Genomic DNA, 21534 nt, shown 5'->3' with positions numbered 1-21534 from the left:
GTCGGCGATATGACAGGCTGAACCCCATGGCTCGACTGCAGGGACGACGGGTTGCCATCACCGGTGGCGCGCAGGGCATCGGACGGGCTATCGGTGAGGCGCTGATCGCCGCCGGCGCCCGGGTGGTGCTCGGCGATGTGCAGGAGGCCGCCGTGCAGGCGACCGCAACCGAACTCGGCAGCGCGGCAACGGGTTACCACCTCGACGTGATGGACGAGGCCGCGTTCGAGACGTTTCTGGATCGGGCGACCGAGCAGCTCGGCGGCCTCGACGTGTTGGTCAACAACGCGGGCATCATGCCGATCGGGCCGTTTCTGCAGGAGAGCCCCGGGGTCACCCGGCGAACCATCGAGATCGACGTCCTTGGTGTGCTGACCGGAACCCGGCTGGCGGGTACCCGCTTCGCGCAGCGCGGATCGGGCCACATCGTCAACATCGCGTCGGTGATGGGCACGCTGGCGTCGCCGAACGCGGCGACCTATTGTGCGGCCAAGTACGCGGTGGTCGGTTTCAGCGAGGCGCTGCGGCAGGAGTGGCGTGGCAGCGGGGTCAACATCTCGGCGATCTGCCCGGGCTTCGTGCGCACCGAGCTGATCGCGGGGATGGCCGCCCCGGGATTGCTGGAGCGGTTCCTGGTGATCGACCCGGAGGACGTCGCGACGGCCGTGGTCGACGAACTTCGCAAGGGCGCGTCCCGGACGGTGTTCGTCCCCAAGCTGGTCGGTCTGGTCTCCCGCGGAACGGCCTCGATGCCCAGCGCCATCGTCGACACGGCCTTCCGGCTGTCCGGCGGCAACAAGGTCACCTCGGGGTTGGATCGCCAAAAACGGGCGGCCTACCAGGCAAAACTCGAAGGGCGACCGGAGAAGGAGCAGGAATGAGCCGTATCGAATTGACCGGATTGCGCGGCGTGCCGGAGACAGCGCTCAGTGCGGCGCTGGTGGCGACGTTGCCGGACAACGCGGCGCCGGCCCCCTGGGAGTGTCGCTGCTCGGCGTTGCTGTGGCTGGGACGCGGAGGGCGCGCCGCAGCGGCGGCTCTGCCGCCGGCCATGGCCGGCAGCCCGGCGCTGGCCACGGTGGGAGCCTTCGTCCGTTACACCGACACCCCCGTCGGCGCGTACGACGAGGTGCTCGGCATGGTCGCCTCCCGCACCGGCCTGCGGCCGTGGGGCAACGTGGCCTTCATGTCGGTGGATTCGGAGTCCAGCCTGGTCGGGGGCCGCACCAACTGGGCGATGCCCAAGACGCTGGCCCGCTTCAAAGGCGAGCTGGCCGACGGCGAGCTCATCACCGGCGAGGGCAGCGACGAGGTGTCCTGGTCGGTCAGCGCCAAGCCGCGGGTGAAGGGTCCGGCGATACCTCTGAAGCTCAAGGCGTCGGCGCGCCAGCAGTTCGCCGACGGCCGGGTCGGTGACTCGGAGCTGATCTTCGCCGGCCGGGTACGGCCCGCGTTGGTGACGGTCGGCGTCTCCTCGGCCGGACCGCTACCGACCTGGCTGCGCCCCGGTCTGCATGCCGGCGTCTACATCCACGACGCCACCTTCACCCTCGGCGAGCCACGCTTCTAGTCGATCTCGCCGTACTCGTCGAACCAGTGCGCGAGTTTGCCGCGGCGGCTGACCGCGCGCAGCCGTGCTTCGGCGGCCGCCCTGGTCTTGCTGGTGGTGACGATCATCAGTTCGTCGCCGGCCGCGATCCGGGTATCGGGCTCCGGGACGAAGGTGTGGCCGTTGCGGATGATCAGTGTGATCACCGCCGGGTCGGGCAGGCGCAGCTCCAGGATGGTCACGTTGTGCAGCCGCGAGGGCCGCTGCACGGTCATGGTCAGCAGCTCGGCGTCCAGCATGTCCAGCGGGGCGGCCTCGACCTGGATTTCCCGGGTGGCCTCCCGCGAGATCAGACCCAGGATGCGGGCGATGGGGCGCAAGCTGGGACCCTGGATCAGGGTGAAGACCACGACCAGCACGAAGACAACGTTGAGTAGGCGCTGACTGCCCTGGACCCCGGCCACGATCGGGAACGTCGCCAGCACGATCGGCACGGCGCCGCGCAGCCCCGCCCAGGACAGGAAAACCTGGTCGCGCCACGGCACCCGGAACCAGACCAGCGACCCCACCACCGACAGCGGCCGCGCCACCAGCAGCAGCACCAGTCCGATGACGATCGCCGGCACCACGTCCACCGCCAGTTCACTGGGGTCCACCAGCAACCCGAGCAGCACGAACAGCCCGATCTGCGCCAGCCAGCCCACGCCTTCGGCGAACGACCGGGTCGCCGAGCGGTGCGGCAGTCCCGAGTTCGCCAACACCACGGCGGCCAGGTAGGCGGCGATGAATCCGCTGGCGTGGGCGTCGCCGGCGGCGGCGAATGCGACCATGCCCAGTCCGAACGTCGCGATCGGATACAGGCCCGATGCGGGCAGCGCGATGCGGCGCAGCCCCAAGGCCCCCAGGTAACCGACGACCACCCCGATCGCCGATCCGCCAAGCAGTTCATAGACCAGGTGGCTCAGCGCGCCCTCCGGTTCGAACACGAAGGGCACCACGCTGAACATCAGCACCAGGATCACGCCGGGCGCGTCGTTGAATCCCGACTCGGCTTCGAGCAGCCCGGCAATGCGCCGCGGCAGCGGCAGCACTCGCAGTACGGAGAACACCGCCGCGGCGTCGGTGGAGGACACGATGGCGCCGAGCAGCAGCGCCAGTTGCCAGTCGATGTCCAGCAGCAGATGCGCGCCCACCGCGGTCACCAGCGTGCTGATCACCACGCCGAGGCTGGCCAGGGTGCCCGCCGGCGCCAGTACCTTGCGGATGTCGCTGAATCTGGTGGTCAGACCGCCTTCGACCAGGATCACTGCCAGCGCCGCAGTCCCCACGTTGCGGGCCAGCACCACGTTGTCGAACTCCAGCCCCAACCCGTCCTCGCCGATCGCGACACCGACCAGCAGGTAGAGCAGCAGGCTGGGGAAGCCCACGACGGTGGCCACCCGGGTGCCGACAATGCTGGCCAGCAGCACCAGGCCGCCAACCGACACCGTCAGGTACAGCTGTTCCAGAGTCATTCTTTCCCGTTCAACACGACCGGCGCTTACCGCGGTTGGTACGACGAGGATGCCGATTCCGGCGTCATGTCAGTAAATCAGTCCGAGGCCGTTCGTCGCTCACCTCGCCGCGGGACGTGCTCACCCTCACGCCATACGCAAAGATGATTGCGTGACGACACGGAAACTGCGGATCGGTATTGCCGGGGCGGGCAATGTCGGCCGTTCGGTCGCACAGGAGCTGCTCGACGCCGGCCAGAAGGTCTTGCTGATCGAACGCCAGCGGCGGGCCTTCGAGCCGCACAAGGTCCCGGATGCGGACTGGCTGAACGCCGACGCCTGTGAAATGGCCTCGCTGGAGGAGGCGGGGGTGCACCTGTGCGACGTGGTGATCGCCGCCACCGGCGACGACAAAGCCAACCTGGTGGTGGGCCTGCTGGCCAAGTCCGAGTTCGGCGTGCCCCGGGTGGTGGCGCGGATCAACGACGTTCGCAACGAATGGCTGTTCGGCCAGGCCTGGGGGATCGACGTCGCGGTCTCGACGCCGGGCGCCATGGTCGCCGGCATCGAGGGTGCCATCGACGTCGGACACCTGGTGCGGCTGATGGGACTGCGGGAAGGCCGGACCGCCCTGACGAAGCTGACGTTGCCTGACGACAACCCCACCGTGGGCCAGCGGGTCGAGGAGCTGGACCTGCCGCACAACACCGCCCTGGTCACCGTGGTCCGCGGCGATCAGGTCATCGCACCCGGTCCTGACGACGTGCTGGAGGGGGGCGACGAATTGTTGTTCATCGCCGACAACGCCCGGGAACGTGCCCTGTGGGCCGCCGTCAACAGGATCAAGCCGTCACCGCGGATGCCGATGCGTCACGACGCCTGGTGAGGACCCCCGATGTCCGTTGCCGCGCTGCGTGAGATGTTCGAGCGCATGGTCGTCGCCAAGAACGCCGACCTGGTCGAGCGCTACTATCACCCCGACTTCGTGATGTGCTCGGACGGGATGACCCAGGGTTACGCCGAGTTCCACGAAAGCCACCGGCACCTCTACCAGACCGCCATCAGCTACGCGGTCGAGTATGACGAGCAAGCCTGGGTGGAAGCGCCCGACCGGGTCGCCGGCCGGGTGTGGATCACCACATCGCGTCCGGGCGAGCGGCCGACCCGCATCGAGGTGGTGCTGATCGCGGCCTATCTCGACGGGCGCATCCACCGGGTCTGGGAGACCACCTGGCCGAGCTGGCGTGGCGTCGCCGCGCTGGAAGGGTACTGAGCGTCCGTGGATACCGAGCGCGCCGTCGTGCGCCGGTTGCTCGACGACGTCGGCCTGGCCGCCATCATCGACGTCCACACCCATTTCATGCCGAAGCGGGTGCTCGACAAAGTGTGGGCGTACTTCGACGGAGTCGGCCCGTTGACCGGCCGGCCGTGGCCGGTCGCCTATCGCCTCGACGAGCAAGCGCGGGTGGCGACGTTGCGGGACTTCGGGGTAGCGGCGTTCTCCTCGCTGGTGTACCCGCACAAGCCGGACATGGCCGCGTGGCTCAACGCCTGGTCGGCCCAATTCGCCGCCATCACACCGGATTGCCTGCACACCGCGACTTTCTACCCCGAACCCACCGCCGCCGAGTACGTGACACGCGCGATCGGTGACGGAGCGCGGGTGTTCAAGGCCCATGTGCAGGTCGGTGACTATGCGCCGACCGATCCGCTGTTGGCGCCGGTCTGGGCGGCGTTGGAGCAAGCGGGGATCCCGACGGTGATCCACGCCGGATCCGGCCCGGCGCCAGGCACTTTCACCGGTCCGGGCCCGGTGGCCGAGGTGTTGGAGCGCCACCCGTCGTTGCGGTTGATCATCGCCCACCTGGGCATGCCCGAATATCGGGAGTTCCTTGACCTTGCCCAGCGGTTCTCCGGGGTCTATCTCGACACGACGATGGTGTTCACCGACTTCACCGAGCAGCTGCACCCGTTTCCGCGCCGGGAGCTGCCACGGCTGGAGGAACTGGGCGACAAGGTGCTCTTCGGTAGCGATTTTCCCAACATCCCCTACCCGTACCACCACTCCATCGAGTCGATCACCAGGCTGGGTCTGGGTGACCAGTGGTGCCGAAAAGTGCTGCACGACAATGCGTTCGAACTGTTCAGCTGAGTGTTCAGCCCAGCCGGCGCAGCAATTCGGTGGCCGCCCGGCGCCCGCTTTGCAGCGCCCCGTGCACCGTGCCGGGGTTGTCCACCCCGATCGCCTCACCGGCCAGGTAGAGCCGGTCGCTGACGGGCTCCTGCAGTCGGCGGCGGTCATCGGGCCCGGACCCGGGTGCGTGGTAGGAGTATGAACCCAGGGCGTAGGGATCACGCGTCCAACCTGAGCAGCGGACCTCGGTCACGTCGGCGCCGAACAGCCGACGTCCGATGGGCATCGCGCCGGCCAGCAACTCGGTGGGGGAGGCGGACTCCACCCGGCGGCCGCGCTCACCTGGGTTGAAGGCCAACACCACCGGGCCGGCGCTGGCCGGCAGCGTGAACCACTGCGCCCACATCCCCTGCTCGGAACCCAGATACTGAAAGAAGGCGTTCTCCTGATCCCAATTGCGTTGTGAGAAAAGGAAATAGCTCTTGGACAAGACGCCGAATCCCAAGGCGCTCACCGCGTGGGCGTGTCCGTCGGGCAGGGGCGGCTCGAAGGTGATGCTCCCGGCTTTCAGGACGCCGAGCGGAACGGTGACGATGGCGGCCGGCCCCTCGAACGTCTGGCCGGCGGCATGTATCGTCACCGAATTACCCTGTCGGGTAACAGATTTCACTGGTGACCGCAAGGTGATGTGGAGTCCGTCGGCCAGTTGCCGGGGCAGGGCGTCGTAGCCGCTGGTGATCACCGACTGCGGACCGCGTGTGTAACTGCCCAGGTCGAACGTCGCCGCCGAGAGCTGGTCGGCGTCGGCGGCGTACTCGTCTTCGATGTCGGTGGTGACGTAGTAGGCCAACTCGGCGCGCTCGACGTCGGAGAGTCCGTGGGCCGCAGTGCTGATCGCGGCACCCAGGCTGCCCCCGTCGGCGTCGTCGCGGGCGTCGGAGACCAGCGTGCGCCAGGTCGTCGCGTCGTACGTCAACGGCGGCAATCGGGGATCGATGGTCAGCTTCGAAGCGTGGTCGTAGTCGGTCGGCACGACGTGCGCGTGGGCCTGCTGGGCCAGTTCAACCAACGGGTTGTTGGTGGTCCCGTGGATCCACGAAGCCCCCATTTCCAGCGGCACACGCCAGTCGCGAATGGTGCTGACCCGCCCGCCGATCCGGTTACGGGCTTCGATGACCCGGACCGGCCGGCCGGCGTCTTGCAGGGTGCGCGCCGCAGCCAGGCCGGCCATCCCGGCGCCGACGACCAGCACTGACTTGGAGTCGGGGGAAGTCGGGTGCCGATGCGGCGCGCAACCCGCCGCTACCAGCGCCGTCGCCGCCAAGAACTCCCGCCGGGACATCCGGGACACGACTGTGAGGGTCTCACGCCGTTACCCGATTGTGTTCTGCGAATGTGACAGAGCGCACATTACGGTCAGGTAAACTCGCCAGGACCGGAGGGCGGCAACGGTGCCGCCGCCAAGGGGGGAGCTGCGATGAGTGCTCGAAGGAACACCCAGTCCGTAGCTGATGCGATGCCGCCGGGCCGTCCCCTGACGGTCCGCGCGGCAGACGGAACCCGGTTGCACGCTGAGGTGTTCGGGCCCGAGGACGGCTATCCGATCGTGCTGACGCACGGATTCGTGTGTGCCATCCGCGCCTGGACTTACCAGATCGCCGACCTGGCGGGCGAATACCGTGTGATCGCCTTCGACCACCGCGGTCACGGCCGCAGCGGCGTGCCCCGCCGCGGCGGGTACAGCCTCAAACACCTGGCGTCCGACCTCGACTGCGTGCTGGAAGCAACCCTGGCTCCGCACGAGCGTGCGTTGATCGCCGGGCACTCGATGGGTGGTATGACCATTCAGGCGTGGTCGCAGCGGTACCGCCACAAGGTCACCCGGCGTGCCGACGCCGTCGCGCTGATCAATACGGCCAGCGGTGATCTGTTGTCCAAGATCAGGTTGCTGTCGGTGCCTGCGGGTCTCTCACCTGCCCGGGTGATCGCCGGCCGGACGCTGATCAACGCCATCGGCGGCTTGCCGCTGCCGAATGCGGTCCGGATTCCCAGCCAATACATGGTCGCGATGATGGCCACCGGCGCCGACGCCGACCCCGGGATCGTCAAGCTGGTCTACGAACTGTTCGCCCAGACCACGCCCGCCGGTCGCGGCGGCTGCGCGCGAATGCTCATGCACGAGATGGGTTCTCGCCACCTCAGCCTGGACGGCCTGACGGTGCCGACGCTGGTCGTCGGCAGCAAGCGGGACCGGTTGACGCCGATCAGCCAGTCCCGGTTGCTCGCGGCCACCGCTCCGAATGTCGTCGGTCTCGTGGAACTGCCCGGCGGTCACTGCTCGATGCTCGAACAGCCCGACGAGTTGAACCGGCAGTTGCGCGGACTCGCCGAATCGGTGCGGGCGCGGCACGATCGAATTCGACTGATCAGCTCATAACAGCGCGGCGACCGCTGCGGCGGCCCGCTGGCCGGAGCTGACGGCGCCGTCGAAGTATCCGGTCCATGCGTCGGCGGTCTCGGTACCGGCCCAGTGAATGGGGCCGACCGGCTCCCGCAGCAACCGGCCGTACTTCGTCCACGACCCCGGCGGCACCGCGGCGGTAGGACCCCCTGGAGCGAATTCTTCTGTGCCCCAACGGTAGTCGGCATAGTCCAGCGGCTTGAGCGCTTCGTCGCCGTAGAGCGAGGCGAAGCAGCGCAGGGTGTCGCGGCGGCGCTGGTCGGTGGTCAGGGAGTCGAAGGCGCGGGCGTCGACGAAACCCATCAGAATGCCCGGTCCGTCTTCGTGCGGGCTGACGTCGAATGTGATGAACACCGGACCCGTGTCGAGCAGCGCTGAGCCGGAGAAACCCTGCGCCCGCCAGAATGGCGTCTCATACGCTGCATAAGCCTTGCTCAGGCGGCCCTGCGGCCAGTGCTGGGCGAGTTCGGCGTAGTCGGGCGGCAGCGGCGGGGTGAATTCGATGTGGTGGCGGTGCGCCGGCGGGATCGCCACGATGACGAAACCGGCCTCGGCCTGGCCCTGATCGGAGGTGACGGTGACCCCCGACCCGTGTCGTTCGATGCGCCGGACGGGTGCGTCCAGGACGACGCGCGAGCCCAATTCGGCCGCTGCGAATTCCGCGACCTGCTGGGTGCCGCCGGGAAACCGGTCCTGCTGCGCACCGTTCTCGGTGTCGAGCAGCCGGTTCAGTCCGCCGGCGGCCCGCACGTACCGGGTGGCGTGCAGCATCGAGACGTCGTCGGGTTCGCACCCCCAGGTCACCCGGGACATGATCGCCATCAGGTCGCGCGAAGATTCGGTGGCGTGCACCATGCGCAACCATTGGCCCAGGGACACGCTGTCCAGTTGGCGTGCCCGCTTGGCCTCCCACGGCCGGGAAACCGGGACGGTACGGGAAAGTCTCCCGAACTGCCATTGCAGGCGGCCGATGTCGAGCAGGCCGAGCAACGACAGTCGCGGGATGGTGCCGCTGTAGGCGCGCGCTGCGCCGCGCCAGTGGATGACGTTCTTGCCTTCGTGGAAGGTCGGGATGGTCGGCAGCCCGAGTTCGGCGACCAATCCCAGCACCGCGTCCTGGGTGGGGCCGACGAACGAGCCGCCCATATCGACGGGCAGACCCGCGACGTTGCCGGTGAAGGAGCGGCCCCCGACACGGTCTCTGCCTTCGAATACCAGCACATCGTGGCCCTGCTGGGTCAGGTCACGGGCAGCAGCCAGTCCGGCAAAGCCGGCGCCCACCACCACAACGTCGACATTCCACGGTGGGTTTGTCACGTTGTCCAGTGAACCGCACGCTAGGGGGCAACCGTCAACCAGTCGGCGAATCCCGACGGGTCATGGCGTCCGAGCGCGCCGTGCTCGTAGAGGCCCCACCCTTCCACCGGATCTCCGTCACCGTCGCGGCACACCGCGCGCCCGACGTGGTCGATGACACCGAAACCGGACCGGGCGATGATGGCGGGGTCGGTCATGTCGTAGGTCAGTCGCTCGACGAACTTCTCGCCTTTCCACGTCCCGTGCAGCCAGTCCGAGTCGCCCCCGTAGCCGCCGCCGACGTGGATCGGGACCGGGAGTTTGGACTCCACGTCGACGTGGACCGGGGTGCCGTCCGGGGCGGTCGCGTCGATGGAGGCGCCAGTCGGGATCCGGGTGCCGGAGCGGTAGTGAATTTTCACCCGCGGCCAGCCCAGCTGCTCGACCCGCCCGTCGCGCCATACCCGGGTGCAGTCGTTGAGCGAACGGAACCCGTTGGGCTCCTCCTGGATGATCAGCACGATCGCGAAGTCCTCGAACGCGATCGGAACGTAGAGCCACCACATGCCTTCGAACGGCGGGTCGGCCGGGCGCCCCGCCGGTTCGGCCTCGCCGATCGGCCGGATACCCCAGGACCGGTCTCGGCTGCCGATCCACACCGAGGGGTCGACGGTGATCTCGTCGCCGTCGATCGACAGCTGTCCGCTCCAACTGCCCAGCTGGGCGAAGCGCTGTGCGTTGAGCGTGACGCGGTTACCCGTCCGCAGAATGTGCGGCTGCTCCTGTACGACGTCGAATAGGCCTTCCCAGGTGAGATCGGCTGCGACGCCTTCGGTTTCGTCGAGCACGATCCGGATCTTGCGCAGCGGTTCGACGACCTCTACCCGGTAGCCGTTGACATGCTGATGCAGCCTGTCCTGGTCGATGGCGTCGGACACGTGCACCGCCGTCTGGATGTCGCCGCGCCGGATGAGCAGGAACGCGTCTTTGACACCGAGGTTGGGGTAGTAGCCGATGCCGGTGATCACGAAGATGTCACCGGTCCGGTCGTGGGCGTTGAAGTAGGAGCGATCGTAGAAGTTGCGGTCCGAGGAGCCCGGCCAGGCGATCGGCTGGGGAATCTGGTGTACCGGGTACTCGTCGAGCGGGCCGAGCATCAGTTGTCCTCTCCGATAAGGCGTTTCATCAATCCGGCGTGGTAGAACAGCGATTCGACATCATCGGGCTTTTCGGCCTCGCCGAAGTGAATGCGCCGGGCTCCGGTGCGCATGAAGACACAGGCCCACATGATGCCGGAATACACGTAGAACCAGTGCAGGTCGTCGAGGTGTACGCCGGTGAGCCGACCATAGGTGTCGCGGACGTCTTCCTCGCGCATCACCTGCGGTAGTCCCGGCAGCGTGGCCAGGCCGGCGAGTTCCTCGAAAACCTTGTGCGCGAAGATCATCCAGGCGACATCCAGTTCCCGCGGGCCCAGCGTCACCATCTCCCAGTCCAGCACCGCCACCGGAGTGAAGTCCCGGTACAAGACGTTGCCCACCCGGGCGTCGCCCCACAGCAAGACAGGCTCACGCGTGTCGGCCTGTTCCGGCCAATTGTCTTGCAGCCATTCGAAACTGCGCTCCACCAAGGGCGAGCGGCCGATATCGGGGACAGCGAACTCATACCAGGACCTGACCCAGCTGAAATGTTTGCGCAGAGCGGTATCGCCGGTGAGACCCTCCGTCAGGAAGCCAAACGTCTTGTCCGCCTCCGGGATCGAGTGCAGCGTTGCCAGAATCCCGACCGACGCATCCTGCAGTTTGCGTTGCTGCTCGGCCGGCGCGTCAGCGAACCAGTTGCCGCCGAACGTGTAAGGCATGACGTCGGGCGGCACCTCGCCCTCGACGTAGTCCATCAGGAAGAAGGGTGCTCCCAACACCTCCCCGGTGTTCTCGATCCAGCGCATCCGCGGAACCGGGACGTCGGTCAGTTCGCCGACTTTGCGGATCACGTCGAATTGGTGGTCGAGGCGATAGGTCGGAAACACCGGGACGTCTTGGTTGGTGGGTGCGACCCGGGCCACCAGCTTCTGCTCTTGGTCCGCCCATCGCGCGGTCAAGATGATGGTCTCCGAGGACATGCCGGTGGAGTCGACACCGCTCTCCACGGTGATGTCCGGTGCCACCGGCAACACGGTCGACAGCCACTGCGAGATCAGTTGCGGGACGGTGGTGGTGTCGCGGCTCGAGCGTTGCATGCGGCCGACATCTTCGACCGCCGGTTCATTGGCCACGAGGCTTCCTTCGCGAGATAATTACGATACGGTAGGTAGCGTTATGAAAGCAGACCTGCCATCCCTTGACAAGGCCTCGGGCGCCGGGCGGCCGCGCGATCCGCGCATCGACTCGGCCATCTTGTCGGCGACCTCGGAACTGCTTGTGCAGATCGGGTATTCGAATCTGAGCCTGGCCGCGGTCGCCGAACGGGCGGGAACCACTAAGTCGGCACTGTACCGAAGGTGGTCGAGCAAGGCCGAGCTGGTTCACGAGGCTGCCTTTCCGGTTGCGCCGACTGCCCTGGAAACGCCGGCGGGGGACTTCGCCGCCGACATTCGGATGATGTTCGAAGCCACGCGCGACATCTTCACCACACCCGTGGTGCGCGCTGCGCTGCCCGGGCTCATGGCGGACATGACCGCGGACCCGGAACTCAACGCACGGGTGATGGCCCGGTTCGCCGGCCTTTTCGAGGCGGTCCGGGTGCGACTGCGCGAGGCCATCGAACGCGGCGAAGCCCATCCCGACGTCGATCCGGGCCGGCTCATCGAGTTGATAGGGGGAGCCACCATGCTGAGGGTGCTGCTGTATCCGGAGTTGGACGACGCCTGGGTCGACCAGACCACCGCCATCGTCGTGCACGGGGTCAACCGGTGACCGCGATCGTCACGGGTGCCAGTCGCGGGCTGGGACGGGCGATCGCGCTGGCGCTGGCCGCCGACGGCGCCCCGGTGGCCGTCGTCGGGCGCACCGAGGCGGTTTGGGACGAGCGGCTGCCCGGCACCATCGGCGAGACGGTGGCCGAGATCGAATCGGCCGGGGGCCGGGCGGTGGCGGTGCGGGCCGATCTGACCGACCGTGACGACATCGGCCGGGTGGTCGCCGAGGCGCGGGACGCCCTCGGGCCCATCACGACCCTGATCAATAACGCCGCCTTCACCGCTCCCGGCCGGCCGGGAGCGCAGCGTCGCGCCAAAGCGGCCAACACAGCGCCCAAGCCCGATTGGCCGGGCTTCGTCAGTGTTCCGCTGGCTGCCTATCGCCGGCACTTCGAGATCTCGATCTTCGCCGCATACGAACTCATGCAACTGGTCTGCCCGGACATGATCGAGGCTGGCGGCGGATCGATCGTCAACATCACCTCGATCGCCTCGCGGCTGCCCGGCGACGGACCCTACGCCGACCGCGGCGCCGGGGTGCTGCCGGGATATGGCGGCTCCAAAGCCGCCCTCGAACACCTGACCCAGTGCGCGGCGTTCGACCTGGCCGACTACCACATTGCGGTCAACACCCTGGCGCCGTCCAAGCCGATCATGACGCCGGGGCTGTCTTATTACGCGCGCGGTTTCGACGACGTGAGTTCCGCCGAGGAATTCGCCCAGGCCGCTGTGCAACTGACGCACGTCGACCCCGGCGAGGTCACCGGCCGCACCATCGGTCACCACCAGGTGCTCGATGGCAGCTTCACACCGTTCACAGTCTGAATCCACGTCAGGCGGCATGTCGGTCGATCAGCGTGATCTTGACAGCTGCTTCGATTTCGCTGAGCTCGATTCGTGGGCGGCCGACCGGCGGCGGGGCGGTGGATTGGTAGCGGGCACCGGTGGGGGTGGTGTAAGTGGCGGTGTGGGTACCGGTGTCGGTGCTGGTTTCGACGCTCCAGCCAGGTGCTTCCTTGGCGTAGTTGCAGTGTTCGCAGGTGCCCAGGCCGTTATGCGCGGTGGTGGGTCCGCCGCAGTGATGGGGTTGGGCGTGGTCGCGGTGGCGGATGGGGGCGTCGCAGTAGGGGGTGCGGCAGGTTTGGTCGCGTAGCCCGATGAAGTGGGCCAGCCCGCGGGGGAAGGTGCGGGAGCGGGACTCCATGGCGAGCAGGGCACCGGTTTTGGGGTGGGTGTAGAGGCGGCGCAAGGCGGCCCGCGAGCGGGCGTCGGCCAGGGCGCTGCCGATCAGATTGCGGGCAACCGCGGCGGGGATGGGTCCGTAGCCGTCGAGTACGGCTGGTTCGTTGCCGTCGCCGAGCAGTGTCTCGTCGGAGATGACCACATTGACGTCGACAGGGGCAGGTACGTCGGCGGGGGTGCCGGTAATGCGTTCGATCAGGGTGTCGGCCATGACTTGGCCGCGGGAGCGGCCGTCGAACGTGGTGTCGGCGGCGCGGCGCAGCGCAGCGTAGACGCCGACACCTTTGGCCACCGGAAGCAGGGCGCTGACCCAGGTCATGGTGTCGGGAGCGGGCCGGATGGTCACGGTGCGCTCATGCTCGGCTTTCGCGGCGCGCTCGACGACGGCATGCGGGTCGAGACGGTAGGCGATGGCCTTGGCCGCTGCGGTCACCCGTTGATCACCCATCCCGTGCAGTGCCGTGACATCTGCACACAGTTCGCGGTCCAGCGTTTGGCGGTCCTGAAGGTCCAGGCAGGCTGATTCGCGCACGATCAGGGTGGCGCGCCACTCGGACAACGCACCGGATTCCAGTGCGGCCAGGGTGTGCGGCATTTCGTGGACCAGGGCGTTGGCGAAGCCGAGGTGGCGGCCGCCGCGGGCGGGGGAATCGTGCCGGGCCAGGGCGATCTCGCTGGCCAGTCCGCGTCCCTGTTTGCGGGCGGGTACTCCGGTGGCGGCTTCGGCGCTGCACCGCACCACAGCCAGGGCGGCGGTGGCGCGGGCCTGTTCGGCGGCTGCGACGCTCTTGGCGTGTTCGCAGGCGGTGATCCGGGCGATCAGTTCAGCTTCCATGGCCCGTTGAGCAGCGGGAATATCGTGCGACTCGAACATATGTTCGACTATACCCCGTATTGCTGGCCGGTGCTCTGGCACGGTCGCGAGTTGTGGAGCACCACCGTTCTGGACCGCGGCACGCCGCCACGGCTAGCCTTCGGCTATGGGGCGAGTCGACAAGCCCACCGCACGCGTTGTCCTGATGATCGCCCTGCTGATCGTGGTCGCCGCGGCTTTGCGCGGTTACCTACCCGCTCATCACGGTTCCAGCGTGCGGGAATCGGGCGGCAGTCCGGCGGCACTGATGTTCCTGACCGCGGCGCTCGCGGGCACGCTCGTGCTGGTGGCGTTTTCGATCGTCGCCCGGCTACGCGACCCGCGTGCCGCAGCGCCCAGTGCCGGTGAGTTGTCCCAATTGCTTGGCCGTGGCAGTGCTCGACCTAGTTGGCGCGTCGTCCTGATCGGACTGGGGGTGATCGTCGCGTGGCTGTTGACCGCAATCCTGCTCTCCCGGCTGTTCGTCCCACCTGATCTGGGACTCGATGCGGCGCAACAGAACTCGACCACAACGCCGTCAACCGGTTCGGGCACCGGACAGCCACCGAAACAACCGCCGCAGCACAAAGACTCCACCGACACGCTCGGAATCCTGCTCGCGAGTGCGCCTGTGCTGCTGATGTTGTTCATCGGCGGTGCCATCGCGTCGCGACGTCGACGACCCACGCCGACCACGAAAACCACCCGCGATGGTGACAGCGATGCGCCGCCGCCCCAGACCGCGTCCGAAACGCTGGTGCGCGCAGCCGAAGTCGGTCTCGCCGAAATGACCGACCTTAGCCGCGAACCCCGCGAGGCGATCATCGCGTGCTACGCAGCGATGGAACGTGAGCTGGCCAACGTCCCCGGCGCGGTCCCCCAGGATTTCGACACGCCGACCGAAGTGCTGGCCCGCGCCGTCGAACACCATGCGCTGCATGCCGAAAACGCCGTCCAGCTGGTCAATTTGTTCGAGGAAGCGCGGTTCAGCCCCCACGTGATGAACGAGGTCCACCGGGAGACCGCGGTTCGTGTGCTCGAACTCGTCCTCGAAGAAATCACACCGCGGTCAGGTGCGCGACCATGAAAAAGCTTATCGTGCTTGGCATTTTGCTCATCCTCGGCACCGAGGCCCTGGCGCTGATCCTGCAGGACCGGCGGTTCGTGCTCGCCGCGGCCGGGGTGGGTCTGGCTTTGGTGCTGCTCAATGTTCGCCGTGTCCTGGGACACCCGAACGAATCGGTCGCCGAACCGGACTCCGACGATCCCGGCGAGGGATTGCGCCGTTGGCTGGCCACGACCGAGACCACGATCCGATGGTCGGAATCGACCCGCGCGGACTGGGATCGTCACTTGCGCCCGATGTTGGCGCGGCGCTACCAGATGGCCACCGGCCAACGGCAGGCGAAGGATCCGGCGGCTTACAACGCGACCGGCGAGATGCTGTTCGGAGCTCAGCTATGGGAATGGGTTAATCCAAATAACGTCGGGAATACCGATAGCCACCGGCAATCGGGTCCCGGACGGGCGGCGCTGGAAGAGATTCTGCGAAAGTTGGAACAGGTATGACGATGCCGGCCGAGAAGACCACCGCCAATTGTGAAGCAGTACTAGATGAAATCGAACGCGTCGTGGTCGGGAAACGTTCGGCTCTGACGCTGATCTTGACCGCCGTCCTCGCGGGCGGCCATGTGCTGATCGAAGACCTGCCCGGTCTCGGCAAGACTCTGATCGCACGTTCGTTCGCCTCGGCACTGGGACTGGAATTCACCCGGGTGCAATTCACTCCGGACCTGCTGCCGGCCGATCTGCTCGGTTCGACGATCTATGACATGCAGTCCGGCCGTTTCGATTTCCGGCGCGGACCGATCTTCACCAACCTCCTGCTCGCCGACGAGATCAACCGCACGCCGCCCAAGACGCAGGCCGCCCTGCTCGAGGCGATGGCCGAGGGTCAGGTCAGCATCGACGGTCAAACCCACCGCCTGCCAACGCCGTTCATCGTCCTGGCTACCGACAATCCGATCGAGTACGAAGGCACCTATCCGCTGCCGGAGGCACAACTGGACCGGTTCGCGATCCGCCTGGAACTGCGCTATCTGTCCGAGCAGGACGAGGCGGCGATGCTGCGCCGACGGCTGGACCGTGGCTCGGCCCAACCGACGGTGAACCAGGTTGTCGACGCGCACGATCTGCTGACGATGCGCGAATCGGTCGAGCAGGTCACGGTGCACGAGGATGTCCTGCACTATGTGGTGTCGCTGGCCACCGCCACCCGACATCATCCGCAGGTTGCGGTCGGGGCCAGTCCGCGTGCGGAACTCGACCTCGTTCAACTCGCGCGCGCCCGGGCGCTGTTGCTCGGCCGCGACTTCGTGATTCCCGAGGACGTGAAGGCGCTTGCCACAGCCGCTGTCGCACACCGTATTACGTTGCGACCCGAGATGTGGGTGCGCAAGATCCAGGGTGCTGACGTGGTCGGGGAATTGTTGCGACGCCTGCCTGTGCCGCGGGCTAACGGCGGATCGGCGTGATCCAGACTCGGGAAGTCGAGTTGCGCTGGCGCGCATCGCCATTGACGCTGGCAATCGCCACCTGTGCGGGCGTCGCGCTGGTCGCTGCGGTCATCAGTGGACGCTGGCAGCTCATCGCCTTCGCCGCGCCGCTGCTCGGGGTCTTGTGCTCGCTGGGTTGGCAACACCCAGTCCCGACCGTGCAGGTGCATGGTGAGCCAGATGCCCAGCGATGTTTCGAGCTCGAAGAGGCACGGATAAAGGTCTGGACAACAACGGATTCCGTGGAGGCGACGGTCGAGCTGGCGGTATCCGCGCTTCCCGGCATGGAACTCGAGGTTGCGGATGCCGGTGAGGGAAAAGCGGTGACCGCGGTGGCGCAACGTTGGGGCCGCTATCCGATCACGGCCCGCGTCGACGTCCTCGCCCGCGGCGGTCTGGTGCAGGGCAAGGGGACCGCCGATGTATCCAACGTCATCGTATTCCCTTTGACGCCACCACAGTCCACGTCCATTCCGCAGACCGAGTTGCTCGACCGGTTGGGTGCCCACCTGACCCGGCACATCGGCCCGGGTGTCGAATATGCCGATATTCGGCCCTACGTCCCCGGCGACCAACTGCGCGCGGTGAACTGGGCGGTGAGCGCGCGGCGGGGACGATTGCACGTCACGCAACGGCTGACCGACCGCGCGGCCGACGTGGTGGTGCTGATCGACACGTACCGTCAGCCCGCGGGTCCGGCGACCGCCGCCACCGAACGCGTAGTGCGGGGCGCCGCGCAGGTGGTACAAACCGCGTTGCGCAACGGAGATCGCGCCGGCATCGTCGCGCTGGGCGGCAACCGGCCGCGCTGGCTGGGCGCCGACATCGGCCAACGTCAGTTCTACCGGGTGCTCGACACCGTGCTGGGTGCCGGCGAGCAGTTCGACAATGCCACCGGCACGCTGGCACCTCGTGCCGCGGTACCGGCGGGTGCGATCGTCTTTGCGTTCTCCACCCTGCTCGACACCGAATTCGCCCTGGCACTGATCGACTTGCGCAGGCGCGGCCATGTGGTGGTAGCTGTCGACGTCCTCGACAACTCCCCATTCGAAGGCGAGCATGATCCGCTGATCATCCGTATGTGGACGTTGCAACGGTCTGCCATGTACCGCGACATGGCGACGGTGGGCGTGGATGTGCTGTCCTGGCCGGGGGATCGCTCACTGGAACATTCGCTGGGTGGACTGCCGGACCGCCGGCGTCGGGTCCGGGGACAGGGCAGGCGTTGAGATGCCGACAGTTCTTGGGCTGCTGATGGTTGGACTGGCCGCCATCGACACGCACGGGCCTGCGTTGGCATTTCCGGCGATCGCGGTGCTGGCGGTGGGAGCGGGACTCGTCATACGCGCCGCGGCAACGGTTGCCGTGTTGTCGGCGGTCGCGGCGATCGTCGTCGCGGATAGCTCACCGGTACTTGCTGCGCTGTCCGGGCTCTGCGCGGTGGGCTACCTGACGAGCCGACACCTCGCTCAATCCTGGACGACGGTTGTTGGTGCTGTGGGGTTTACCTTCGTCGGGTTGGTTGCGACGTCGTTCCCGCTGCAGGTGCCGTGGCTGCCGCTGTTGGCCCCGTTCGCGGTGGTGGCCATTTATGTACTGGCCACCCGGCCCTTTCTGAATTGATCGGAGCGCGTGTTCCGTTCAGGCGAGTCGCTATTGCATGAGGTTTGTGCATTTGCCGGATAGCCACGAGGAAAAGTCATACAGTGTGTGTCCGGTGGGTCGGTTGCGGCCTGTGACTCAACGAAGGGGAGCGTCTGATGAGTTTCTTCGGACTACCGCCGGAAATCAACTCCGTGCGGCTACTTTCCGGCGCAGGCCCGGCTCCGCTATTGCAGGCAGCGGCGGCCTGGAATGGTTTGGCCGACGAATTGTCGACGGCGGCGCAGTCGTTCTCGTCGGTGACGTCTGGGTTGGCGGCTCAAGCGTGGCAGGGCGCCGCGGCGGAGGCGATGGCGGCTGCGGCGGCGCCGTATGCGGCGTGGTTGAGTGCGGCGGCGGCGCGGGCGGTGGGCGCCGCCGGATCGGCGCAGGCGGCGGTGAGTGCGTTCGAGGCGGCGCGGGCCGCGACCATACACCCCCTGGCGGTGGCAGCGAACCGAAATGCGTTCGTGCAGTTGGTGATGTCGAATATCTTCGGCCAGAATGCGCCGGCTATCGCGGCCGCCGAGAGTATCTACGAGGAGTTCTGGGCTGCCGACGTGGCGGCAATGGTCGGCTACTACAGCGGGGCATCGGCGGCTGTGTCTGCGCTCGCGTCGTGGGGTTCGTCGTTGGCTGGATTGACTGGCCTCGGCCAGGTGGCGGCGAGCGCGGCGGCGGCCACGATCCCGGAGTTCAACACCGGTCTGGGAAATATCGGGTCCTGGAACCTCGGCGGCGGCAATATCGGTGACTTCAACCTGGGCGGCGGTAACTCCGGGAATGCGAATGTCGGTAGCGGGAACACCGGTGCCACGAACTTCGGCTTCGGAAATCTCGGTTACAGCAATTTCGGATTTGGGAACATCGGTTCCACCAATTTGGGACTCGGCAATTCCGGTAACGTGAATATCGGGCTCGGCAACAGAGGTAGCGGCAACTTCGGTCTGGGCAACCTCGGCAGTGGGAATCTGGGTTTCGGAAACACCTTCCATCCGTCCACCTTCGTCGGTGGCACGAACTTCGGCAGTGGCAACGCTGGCGCCTTCAATCTGGGCAGCGGCAACCTCGGCTTGCACAACGTCGGCTTCGGAAACAACGGCAATTTCAACTTCGGTTTCGGCAACTCCGGCAATAACAATATCGGCTTCGGTCTCACCGGCGACAATCAGTTCGGTATCGGCGCGTTGAACTCCGGCCTCGGGAACATCGGTTTCGGGAACTCAGGTAACAACAACATCGGGTTCTTCAACTCCGGCGACGGGAACGTCGGCCTCTTCAACTCCGGAAACGGAAACTTTGGGTTCTCGAATGGCGGAAGCACCAACACCGGGTTCTGGAACGCGGCAAGCACGAACACCGGCTTCGGCAACGCGGGCAGCCTCAACATGGGCTTCGGCAATGCCGGTAGCTCCAATTTTGGATCGGCGAATGCCGGTTTCGATAATGCCGGGTCCGGCAATTCGGGATTCAACAACTCCGGATTCTTCAATTCCGGGCAGTACAACACGGGCTTCTCGAATTCGGGTTCAATCAATACCGGAATCTGCAACGCAGGCGACACCAACACGGGTCTGCTCAATTCAGGCGACTTCAACACCGGAATCGGTGGTTCCACGACGCCGCTCGGGGCGACCTCGTCTGGGATCGGCAATACCGGCACCGGCAGCTCCGGGTTCTACAACTCGGCGAATAACTCCTCCGGCTTCAACAATTCCGACCCCATCATGGGGTGGGGTCAAGTGTCTGGCTTCAACAACAGCAACGCCTACACGTCGGGTTTCAACAACTCGGGCTTTGCCAGCGTAGGGATTGGCAATACGGGTGACTCCGGCGTCGGCTTCTTCAACTCCGCGCTGTTCGCATCAGGCATCGGCATCAGCGGTAACAACAGTTCGGGAGTCGGCAACGCGGGCCAGTTCAGCGCCGGCCTCTTCAACCAAGGCGACAACCAGTCCGGCATCTTCGGCCCCGCCGCCACCCCGGCGTTCCTGCTCGACCTGGGCCCCTTGGCTCCGATCGTCGGCACAGTGTCTGCGCCAGCGGCAATCACATTCCCGGATATCAACACCGGCCTGGGCAACATCGGTGCCTGGAACCTCGGCGGCGGCAACTTCGGCGACCTGAACCTGGGCAGCGGCAATGCCGGAAACGTGAACTTCGGTGGCGGCAACGTCGGCAACCTGAATATCGGCAGCGGAAACGAGGGCTTCTTCAACCTGGGCAGTGGCAACCTCGGACACACCAACCTCGGCAGCGGAAACATCGGCAGCCTCAACCTGGGCAGCGGCAACTTCGGCAACAGCAACTTCGGGTTGGGTAACAGCGGCGACGGGAACCTGGGTGGTGGCAACATCGGTGACCGCAACGTCGGCAGCGGCAATCTCGGTTGGTTCAATCTCGGTAGCGGCAACAATGGCTGGAACAACGTCGGGTTCGGCAACAACGGTAGCTACAACTTCGGATTCGGCAACAGCGGTAACAACAACATCGGATTCGGACTCAGCGGCGACAACCAATTCGGCATCGGTGCTCTGAACGGTGGCATCGGAAACCTCGGTTTCGGGAATTCCGGCAACAACAACATCGGGTTCTTCAACTCCGGCAACGGAAACGTCGGGTTCTTCAACTCCGGCAACGGGAACTTCGGCTTCAGTAATGCCGGCAATACGGACACCGGCTTTTGGAACGCAGGCTCGTTCGGCACCGGCGTCGGAAATGCGGGTTACGCCAACTTCGGCGTCGGCAATGCGGGCGACTTCAACATGGGTATCGGTAACGGCGGCTACGGCAACATGGGGCTCGGTAACGCCGGTTCGTCCAATACCGGCAGTTTCAACGCCGGCAACGCCAATACCGGTGACTTCAACTCGGGTTACTTCAACACCGGCTACGGCAACTCGGGTGACTCCAATACCGGCGTGATGAACTCGGGCGATCTGAACACCGGTATAGGCAGCTCCACGACCCCGGTGGGCGTGACGTGGTCGGGATTCGGCAACAGCGGAATAGGCACCTCGGGCTTCTTCAACACCGGCGACCACACGTCGGGATTCCAGAACACCGAGGTCGGGGCGAGCCTCTACATGTCCGGATTCAACAATGTGGGTGGCGGCAACGTCGGGATCAGCAACAACGGATCAGGACTGGTGGGTTGGTTCAATGCCGCAGAGGGCTCGGTTGGCGTCTGGAACTCCGGAAGCGCCAGCACCGGCATCGGGAACGTTGGCAGCCAGAGCAGTGGCGTGTCGAACTGGGGCAACGGCAGTGCGGGCGCGTTCAACCGGAGCGACGACGTGGCCGGAATCTTCCGCTGACCCGGACCGGGCCCATGCCCGGCTGATCTGAATTCTGTTTGGTGACAAGCCAATCTGGTGATTTCCCGGAATCCGG

General features: G+C 66.4%; 20 protein-coding genes. 14 read left to right on the top strand and 6 right to left on the bottom strand.

All coding sequences use genetic code 11. From position 1 onward, the window contains the following. Positions 1-26 precede the first annotated feature (26 nt). Positions 27-881, top strand: a complete 855-nt coding sequence (locus AC5Y3Z_RS03035) for an SDR family oxidoreductase (protein WP_473139205.1) — start codon at positions 27-29, stop codon at positions 879-881. Continuing rightward, complete coding sequence (locus AC5Y3Z_RS03030; RefSeq protein WP_473139204.1) at positions 878-1570, top strand: acetoacetate decarboxylase family protein; 693 nt, start codon at positions 878-880, stop codon at positions 1568-1570. The genes AC5Y3Z_RS03035 and AC5Y3Z_RS03030 overlap by 4 nt, the downstream gene beginning before the upstream one ends. Here the strand turns inward: AC5Y3Z_RS03030 and AC5Y3Z_RS03025 are convergent. Next, positions 1567-3063, bottom strand: coding sequence for a potassium/proton antiporter (locus tag AC5Y3Z_RS03025; protein ID WP_463827530.1), 1497 nt, complete (start codon positions 3061-3063; stop codon positions 1567-1569). The two genes, AC5Y3Z_RS03030 and AC5Y3Z_RS03025, sit on opposite strands and share 4 nt — an antisense overlap. Before the next feature lie 166 nt (positions 3064-3229). Between AC5Y3Z_RS03025 and AC5Y3Z_RS03020 the strand changes: the two genes are divergently transcribed. From AC5Y3Z_RS03020 to AC5Y3Z_RS03010, 3 genes are read left to right on the top strand one after another with little or no spacing between them, the layout of a single operon-like run. After that, entirely contained in the window at positions 3230-3928 is a 699-nt protein-coding gene (locus AC5Y3Z_RS03020) for a potassium channel family protein (protein WP_463827776.1), read from the top strand. 9 nt (positions 3929-3937) lie between these two features. Next, positions 3938-4315, top strand: coding sequence for a nuclear transport factor 2 family protein (locus tag AC5Y3Z_RS03015; RefSeq protein WP_473139203.1), 378 nt, complete (start codon positions 3938-3940; stop codon positions 4313-4315). A 6-nt stretch (positions 4316-4321) separates the two neighbouring features. Next, entirely contained in the window at positions 4322-5194 is an 873-nt protein-coding gene (locus tag AC5Y3Z_RS03010) for an amidohydrolase family protein (protein WP_473139202.1), read from the top strand. A gap of 4 nt (positions 5195-5198) precedes the next feature. On the opposite strand, the gene AC5Y3Z_RS03005 is transcribed toward AC5Y3Z_RS03010, so the two are convergent. Further along, positions 5199-6518: a flavin monoamine oxidase family protein gene (locus AC5Y3Z_RS03005; RefSeq protein ID WP_473139284.1), complete on the bottom strand. Its 1320-nt coding sequence runs from the start codon at positions 6516-6518 to the stop codon at positions 5199-5201. Positions 6519-6653: 135 nt separating this feature from the next. On the opposite strand from AC5Y3Z_RS03005, the gene AC5Y3Z_RS03000 reads away from it, so the two are divergent. Then, a complete protein-coding gene (locus tag AC5Y3Z_RS03000; RefSeq protein ID WP_463827533.1) occupies positions 6654-7613 on the top strand; it encodes an alpha/beta fold hydrolase in 960 nt (319 codons plus the stop codon). Here the strand turns inward: AC5Y3Z_RS03000 and AC5Y3Z_RS02995 are convergent. The 3 genes from AC5Y3Z_RS02995 to AC5Y3Z_RS02985 are packed head-to-tail and all read right to left on the bottom strand — an operon-like array spanning position 7608 to position 11208. After that, on the bottom strand, positions 7608-8954 hold the full coding sequence (locus AC5Y3Z_RS02995; protein ID WP_473139201.1) for a flavin monoamine oxidase family protein: 1347 nt from the start codon (positions 8952-8954) through the stop codon (positions 7608-7610). The two genes, AC5Y3Z_RS03000 and AC5Y3Z_RS02995, sit on opposite strands and share 6 nt — an antisense overlap. A gap of 20 nt (positions 8955-8974) precedes the next feature. Continuing rightward, complete coding sequence (locus AC5Y3Z_RS02990) at positions 8975-10090, bottom strand: Rv3169 family protein (RefSeq protein ID WP_463827535.1); 1116 nt, start codon at positions 10088-10090, stop codon at positions 8975-8977. Continuing rightward, the gene (locus AC5Y3Z_RS02985; RefSeq protein ID WP_473139200.1) at positions 10090-11208 is read right to left on the bottom strand and encodes a phosphotransferase family protein; all 1119 of its coding nucleotides are present in this window, start codon (positions 11206-11208) and stop codon (positions 10090-10092) included. Before AC5Y3Z_RS02985 ends, AC5Y3Z_RS02990 begins: the two co-directional genes overlap by 1 nt. 43 nt (positions 11209-11251) lie before the next feature. Here AC5Y3Z_RS02985 and AC5Y3Z_RS02980 point away from each other — a divergent pair, with 43 nt between their 5' ends. Together AC5Y3Z_RS02980 and AC5Y3Z_RS02975 are read left to right on the top strand one after the other, a co-directional pair. Then, entirely contained in the window at positions 11252-11848 is a 597-nt protein-coding gene (locus AC5Y3Z_RS02980; protein ID WP_463827537.1) for a TetR/AcrR family transcriptional regulator, read from the top strand. After that, positions 11845-12675, top strand: a complete 831-nt coding sequence (locus AC5Y3Z_RS02975; RefSeq protein ID WP_473139199.1) for an SDR family NAD(P)-dependent oxidoreductase — start codon at positions 11845-11847, stop codon at positions 12673-12675. The genes AC5Y3Z_RS02980 and AC5Y3Z_RS02975 overlap by 4 nt, the downstream gene beginning before the upstream one ends. Positions 12676-12682: 7 nt before the next feature. Here AC5Y3Z_RS02975 and AC5Y3Z_RS02970 read toward each other — a convergent pair whose 3' ends face one another. Next, positions 12683-13966: an HNH endonuclease gene (locus AC5Y3Z_RS02970; RefSeq protein ID WP_473139198.1), complete on the bottom strand. Its 1284-nt coding sequence runs from the start codon at positions 13964-13966 to the stop codon at positions 12683-12685. Positions 13967-14072: 106 nt separating this feature from the next. Here AC5Y3Z_RS02970 and AC5Y3Z_RS02965 point away from each other — a divergent pair, with 106 nt between their 5' ends. From AC5Y3Z_RS02965 to AC5Y3Z_RS02940, 6 genes are all read left to right on the top strand, one after another. Next, on the top strand, positions 14073-15032 hold the full coding sequence (locus tag AC5Y3Z_RS02965; protein WP_463827540.1) for a DUF4129 domain-containing protein: 960 nt from the start codon (positions 14073-14075) through the stop codon (positions 15030-15032). Beyond that, positions 15029-15514 (top strand): hypothetical protein, encoded by a 486-nt coding sequence (locus AC5Y3Z_RS02960; protein ID WP_463827541.1) that lies wholly within the window; start codon positions 15029-15031, stop codon positions 15512-15514. Before AC5Y3Z_RS02965 ends, AC5Y3Z_RS02960 begins: the two co-directional genes overlap by 4 nt. Beyond that, positions 15511-16479: an AAA family ATPase gene (locus tag AC5Y3Z_RS02955; RefSeq protein WP_473139197.1), complete on the top strand. Its 969-nt coding sequence runs from the start codon at positions 15511-15513 to the stop codon at positions 16477-16479. The genes AC5Y3Z_RS02960 and AC5Y3Z_RS02955 overlap by 4 nt, the downstream gene beginning before the upstream one ends. Continuing rightward, positions 16476-17729: a DUF58 domain-containing protein gene (locus AC5Y3Z_RS02950; protein WP_473139196.1), complete on the top strand. Its 1254-nt coding sequence runs from the start codon at positions 16476-16478 to the stop codon at positions 17727-17729. Before AC5Y3Z_RS02955 ends, AC5Y3Z_RS02950 begins: the two co-directional genes overlap by 4 nt. Position 17730: 1 nt before the next feature. Then, on the top strand, positions 17731-18123 hold the full coding sequence (locus tag AC5Y3Z_RS02945) for a hypothetical protein (protein ID WP_463827544.1): 393 nt from the start codon (positions 17731-17733) through the stop codon (positions 18121-18123). Between the two features lie 137 nt (positions 18124-18260). Then, positions 18261-21458: a PPE family protein gene (locus AC5Y3Z_RS02940; RefSeq protein WP_473139195.1), complete on the top strand. Its 3198-nt coding sequence runs from the start codon at positions 18261-18263 to the stop codon at positions 21456-21458. Positions 21459-21534 lie beyond the last annotated feature (76 nt).

The organism is Mycobacterium sp. NGS61, assembly GCF_059812325.1.
The sequence above is the reverse complement of the archived record's forward strand: the minus strand, read 5'-3'. Positions and strand labels throughout refer to the sequence as shown.

What these genes read in the sequence shown, in the direction of transcription:
- AC5Y3Z_RS03035 (WP_473139205.1), top strand. Translation starts at nt 27, where the DNA reads ATGGCTCGACTGCAGGGACGACGGGTTGCCATCACCGGTGGCGCGCAG.
- AC5Y3Z_RS03030 (WP_473139204.1), top strand. Translation starts at nt 878, where the DNA reads ATGAGCCGTATCGAATTGACCGGATTGCGCGGCGTGCCGGAGACAGCG.
- AC5Y3Z_RS03025 (WP_463827530.1), bottom strand. Translation starts at nt 3,063, where the DNA reads ATGACTCTGGAACAGCTGTACCTGACGGTGTCGGTTGGCGGCCTGGTG.
- AC5Y3Z_RS03015 (WP_473139203.1), top strand. Translation starts at nt 3,938, where the DNA reads ATGTCCGTTGCCGCGCTGCGTGAGATGTTCGAGCGCATGGTCGTCGCC.
- AC5Y3Z_RS03005 (WP_473139284.1), bottom strand. Translation starts at nt 6,518, where the DNA reads ATGTCCCGGCGGGAGTTCTTGGCGGCGACGGCGCTGGTAGCGGCGGGT.
- AC5Y3Z_RS03000 (WP_463827533.1), top strand. Translation starts at nt 6,654, where the DNA reads ATGAGTGCTCGAAGGAACACCCAGTCCGTAGCTGATGCGATGCCGCCG.
- AC5Y3Z_RS02990 (WP_463827535.1), bottom strand. Translation starts at nt 10,090, where the DNA reads ATGCTCGGCCCGCTCGACGAGTACCCGGTACACCAGATTCCCCAGCCG.
- AC5Y3Z_RS02980 (WP_463827537.1), top strand. Translation starts at nt 11,252, where the DNA reads ATGAAAGCAGACCTGCCATCCCTTGACAAGGCCTCGGGCGCCGGGCGG.
- AC5Y3Z_RS02970 (WP_473139198.1), bottom strand. Translation starts at nt 13,966, where the DNA reads ATGTTCGAGTCGCACGATATTCCCGCTGCTCAACGGGCCATGGAAGCT.
- AC5Y3Z_RS02965 (WP_463827540.1), top strand. Translation starts at nt 14,073, where the DNA reads ATGGGGCGAGTCGACAAGCCCACCGCACGCGTTGTCCTGATGATCGCC.
- AC5Y3Z_RS02960 (WP_463827541.1), top strand. Translation starts at nt 15,029, where the DNA reads ATGAAAAAGCTTATCGTGCTTGGCATTTTGCTCATCCTCGGCACCGAG.
- AC5Y3Z_RS02955 (WP_473139197.1), top strand. Translation starts at nt 15,511, where the DNA reads ATGACGATGCCGGCCGAGAAGACCACCGCCAATTGTGAAGCAGTACTA.
- AC5Y3Z_RS02945 (WP_463827544.1), top strand. Translation starts at nt 17,731, where the DNA reads ATGCCGACAGTTCTTGGGCTGCTGATGGTTGGACTGGCCGCCATCGAC.
- AC5Y3Z_RS02940 (WP_473139195.1), top strand. Translation starts at nt 18,261, where the DNA reads ATGAGTTTCTTCGGACTACCGCCGGAAATCAACTCCGTGCGGCTACTT.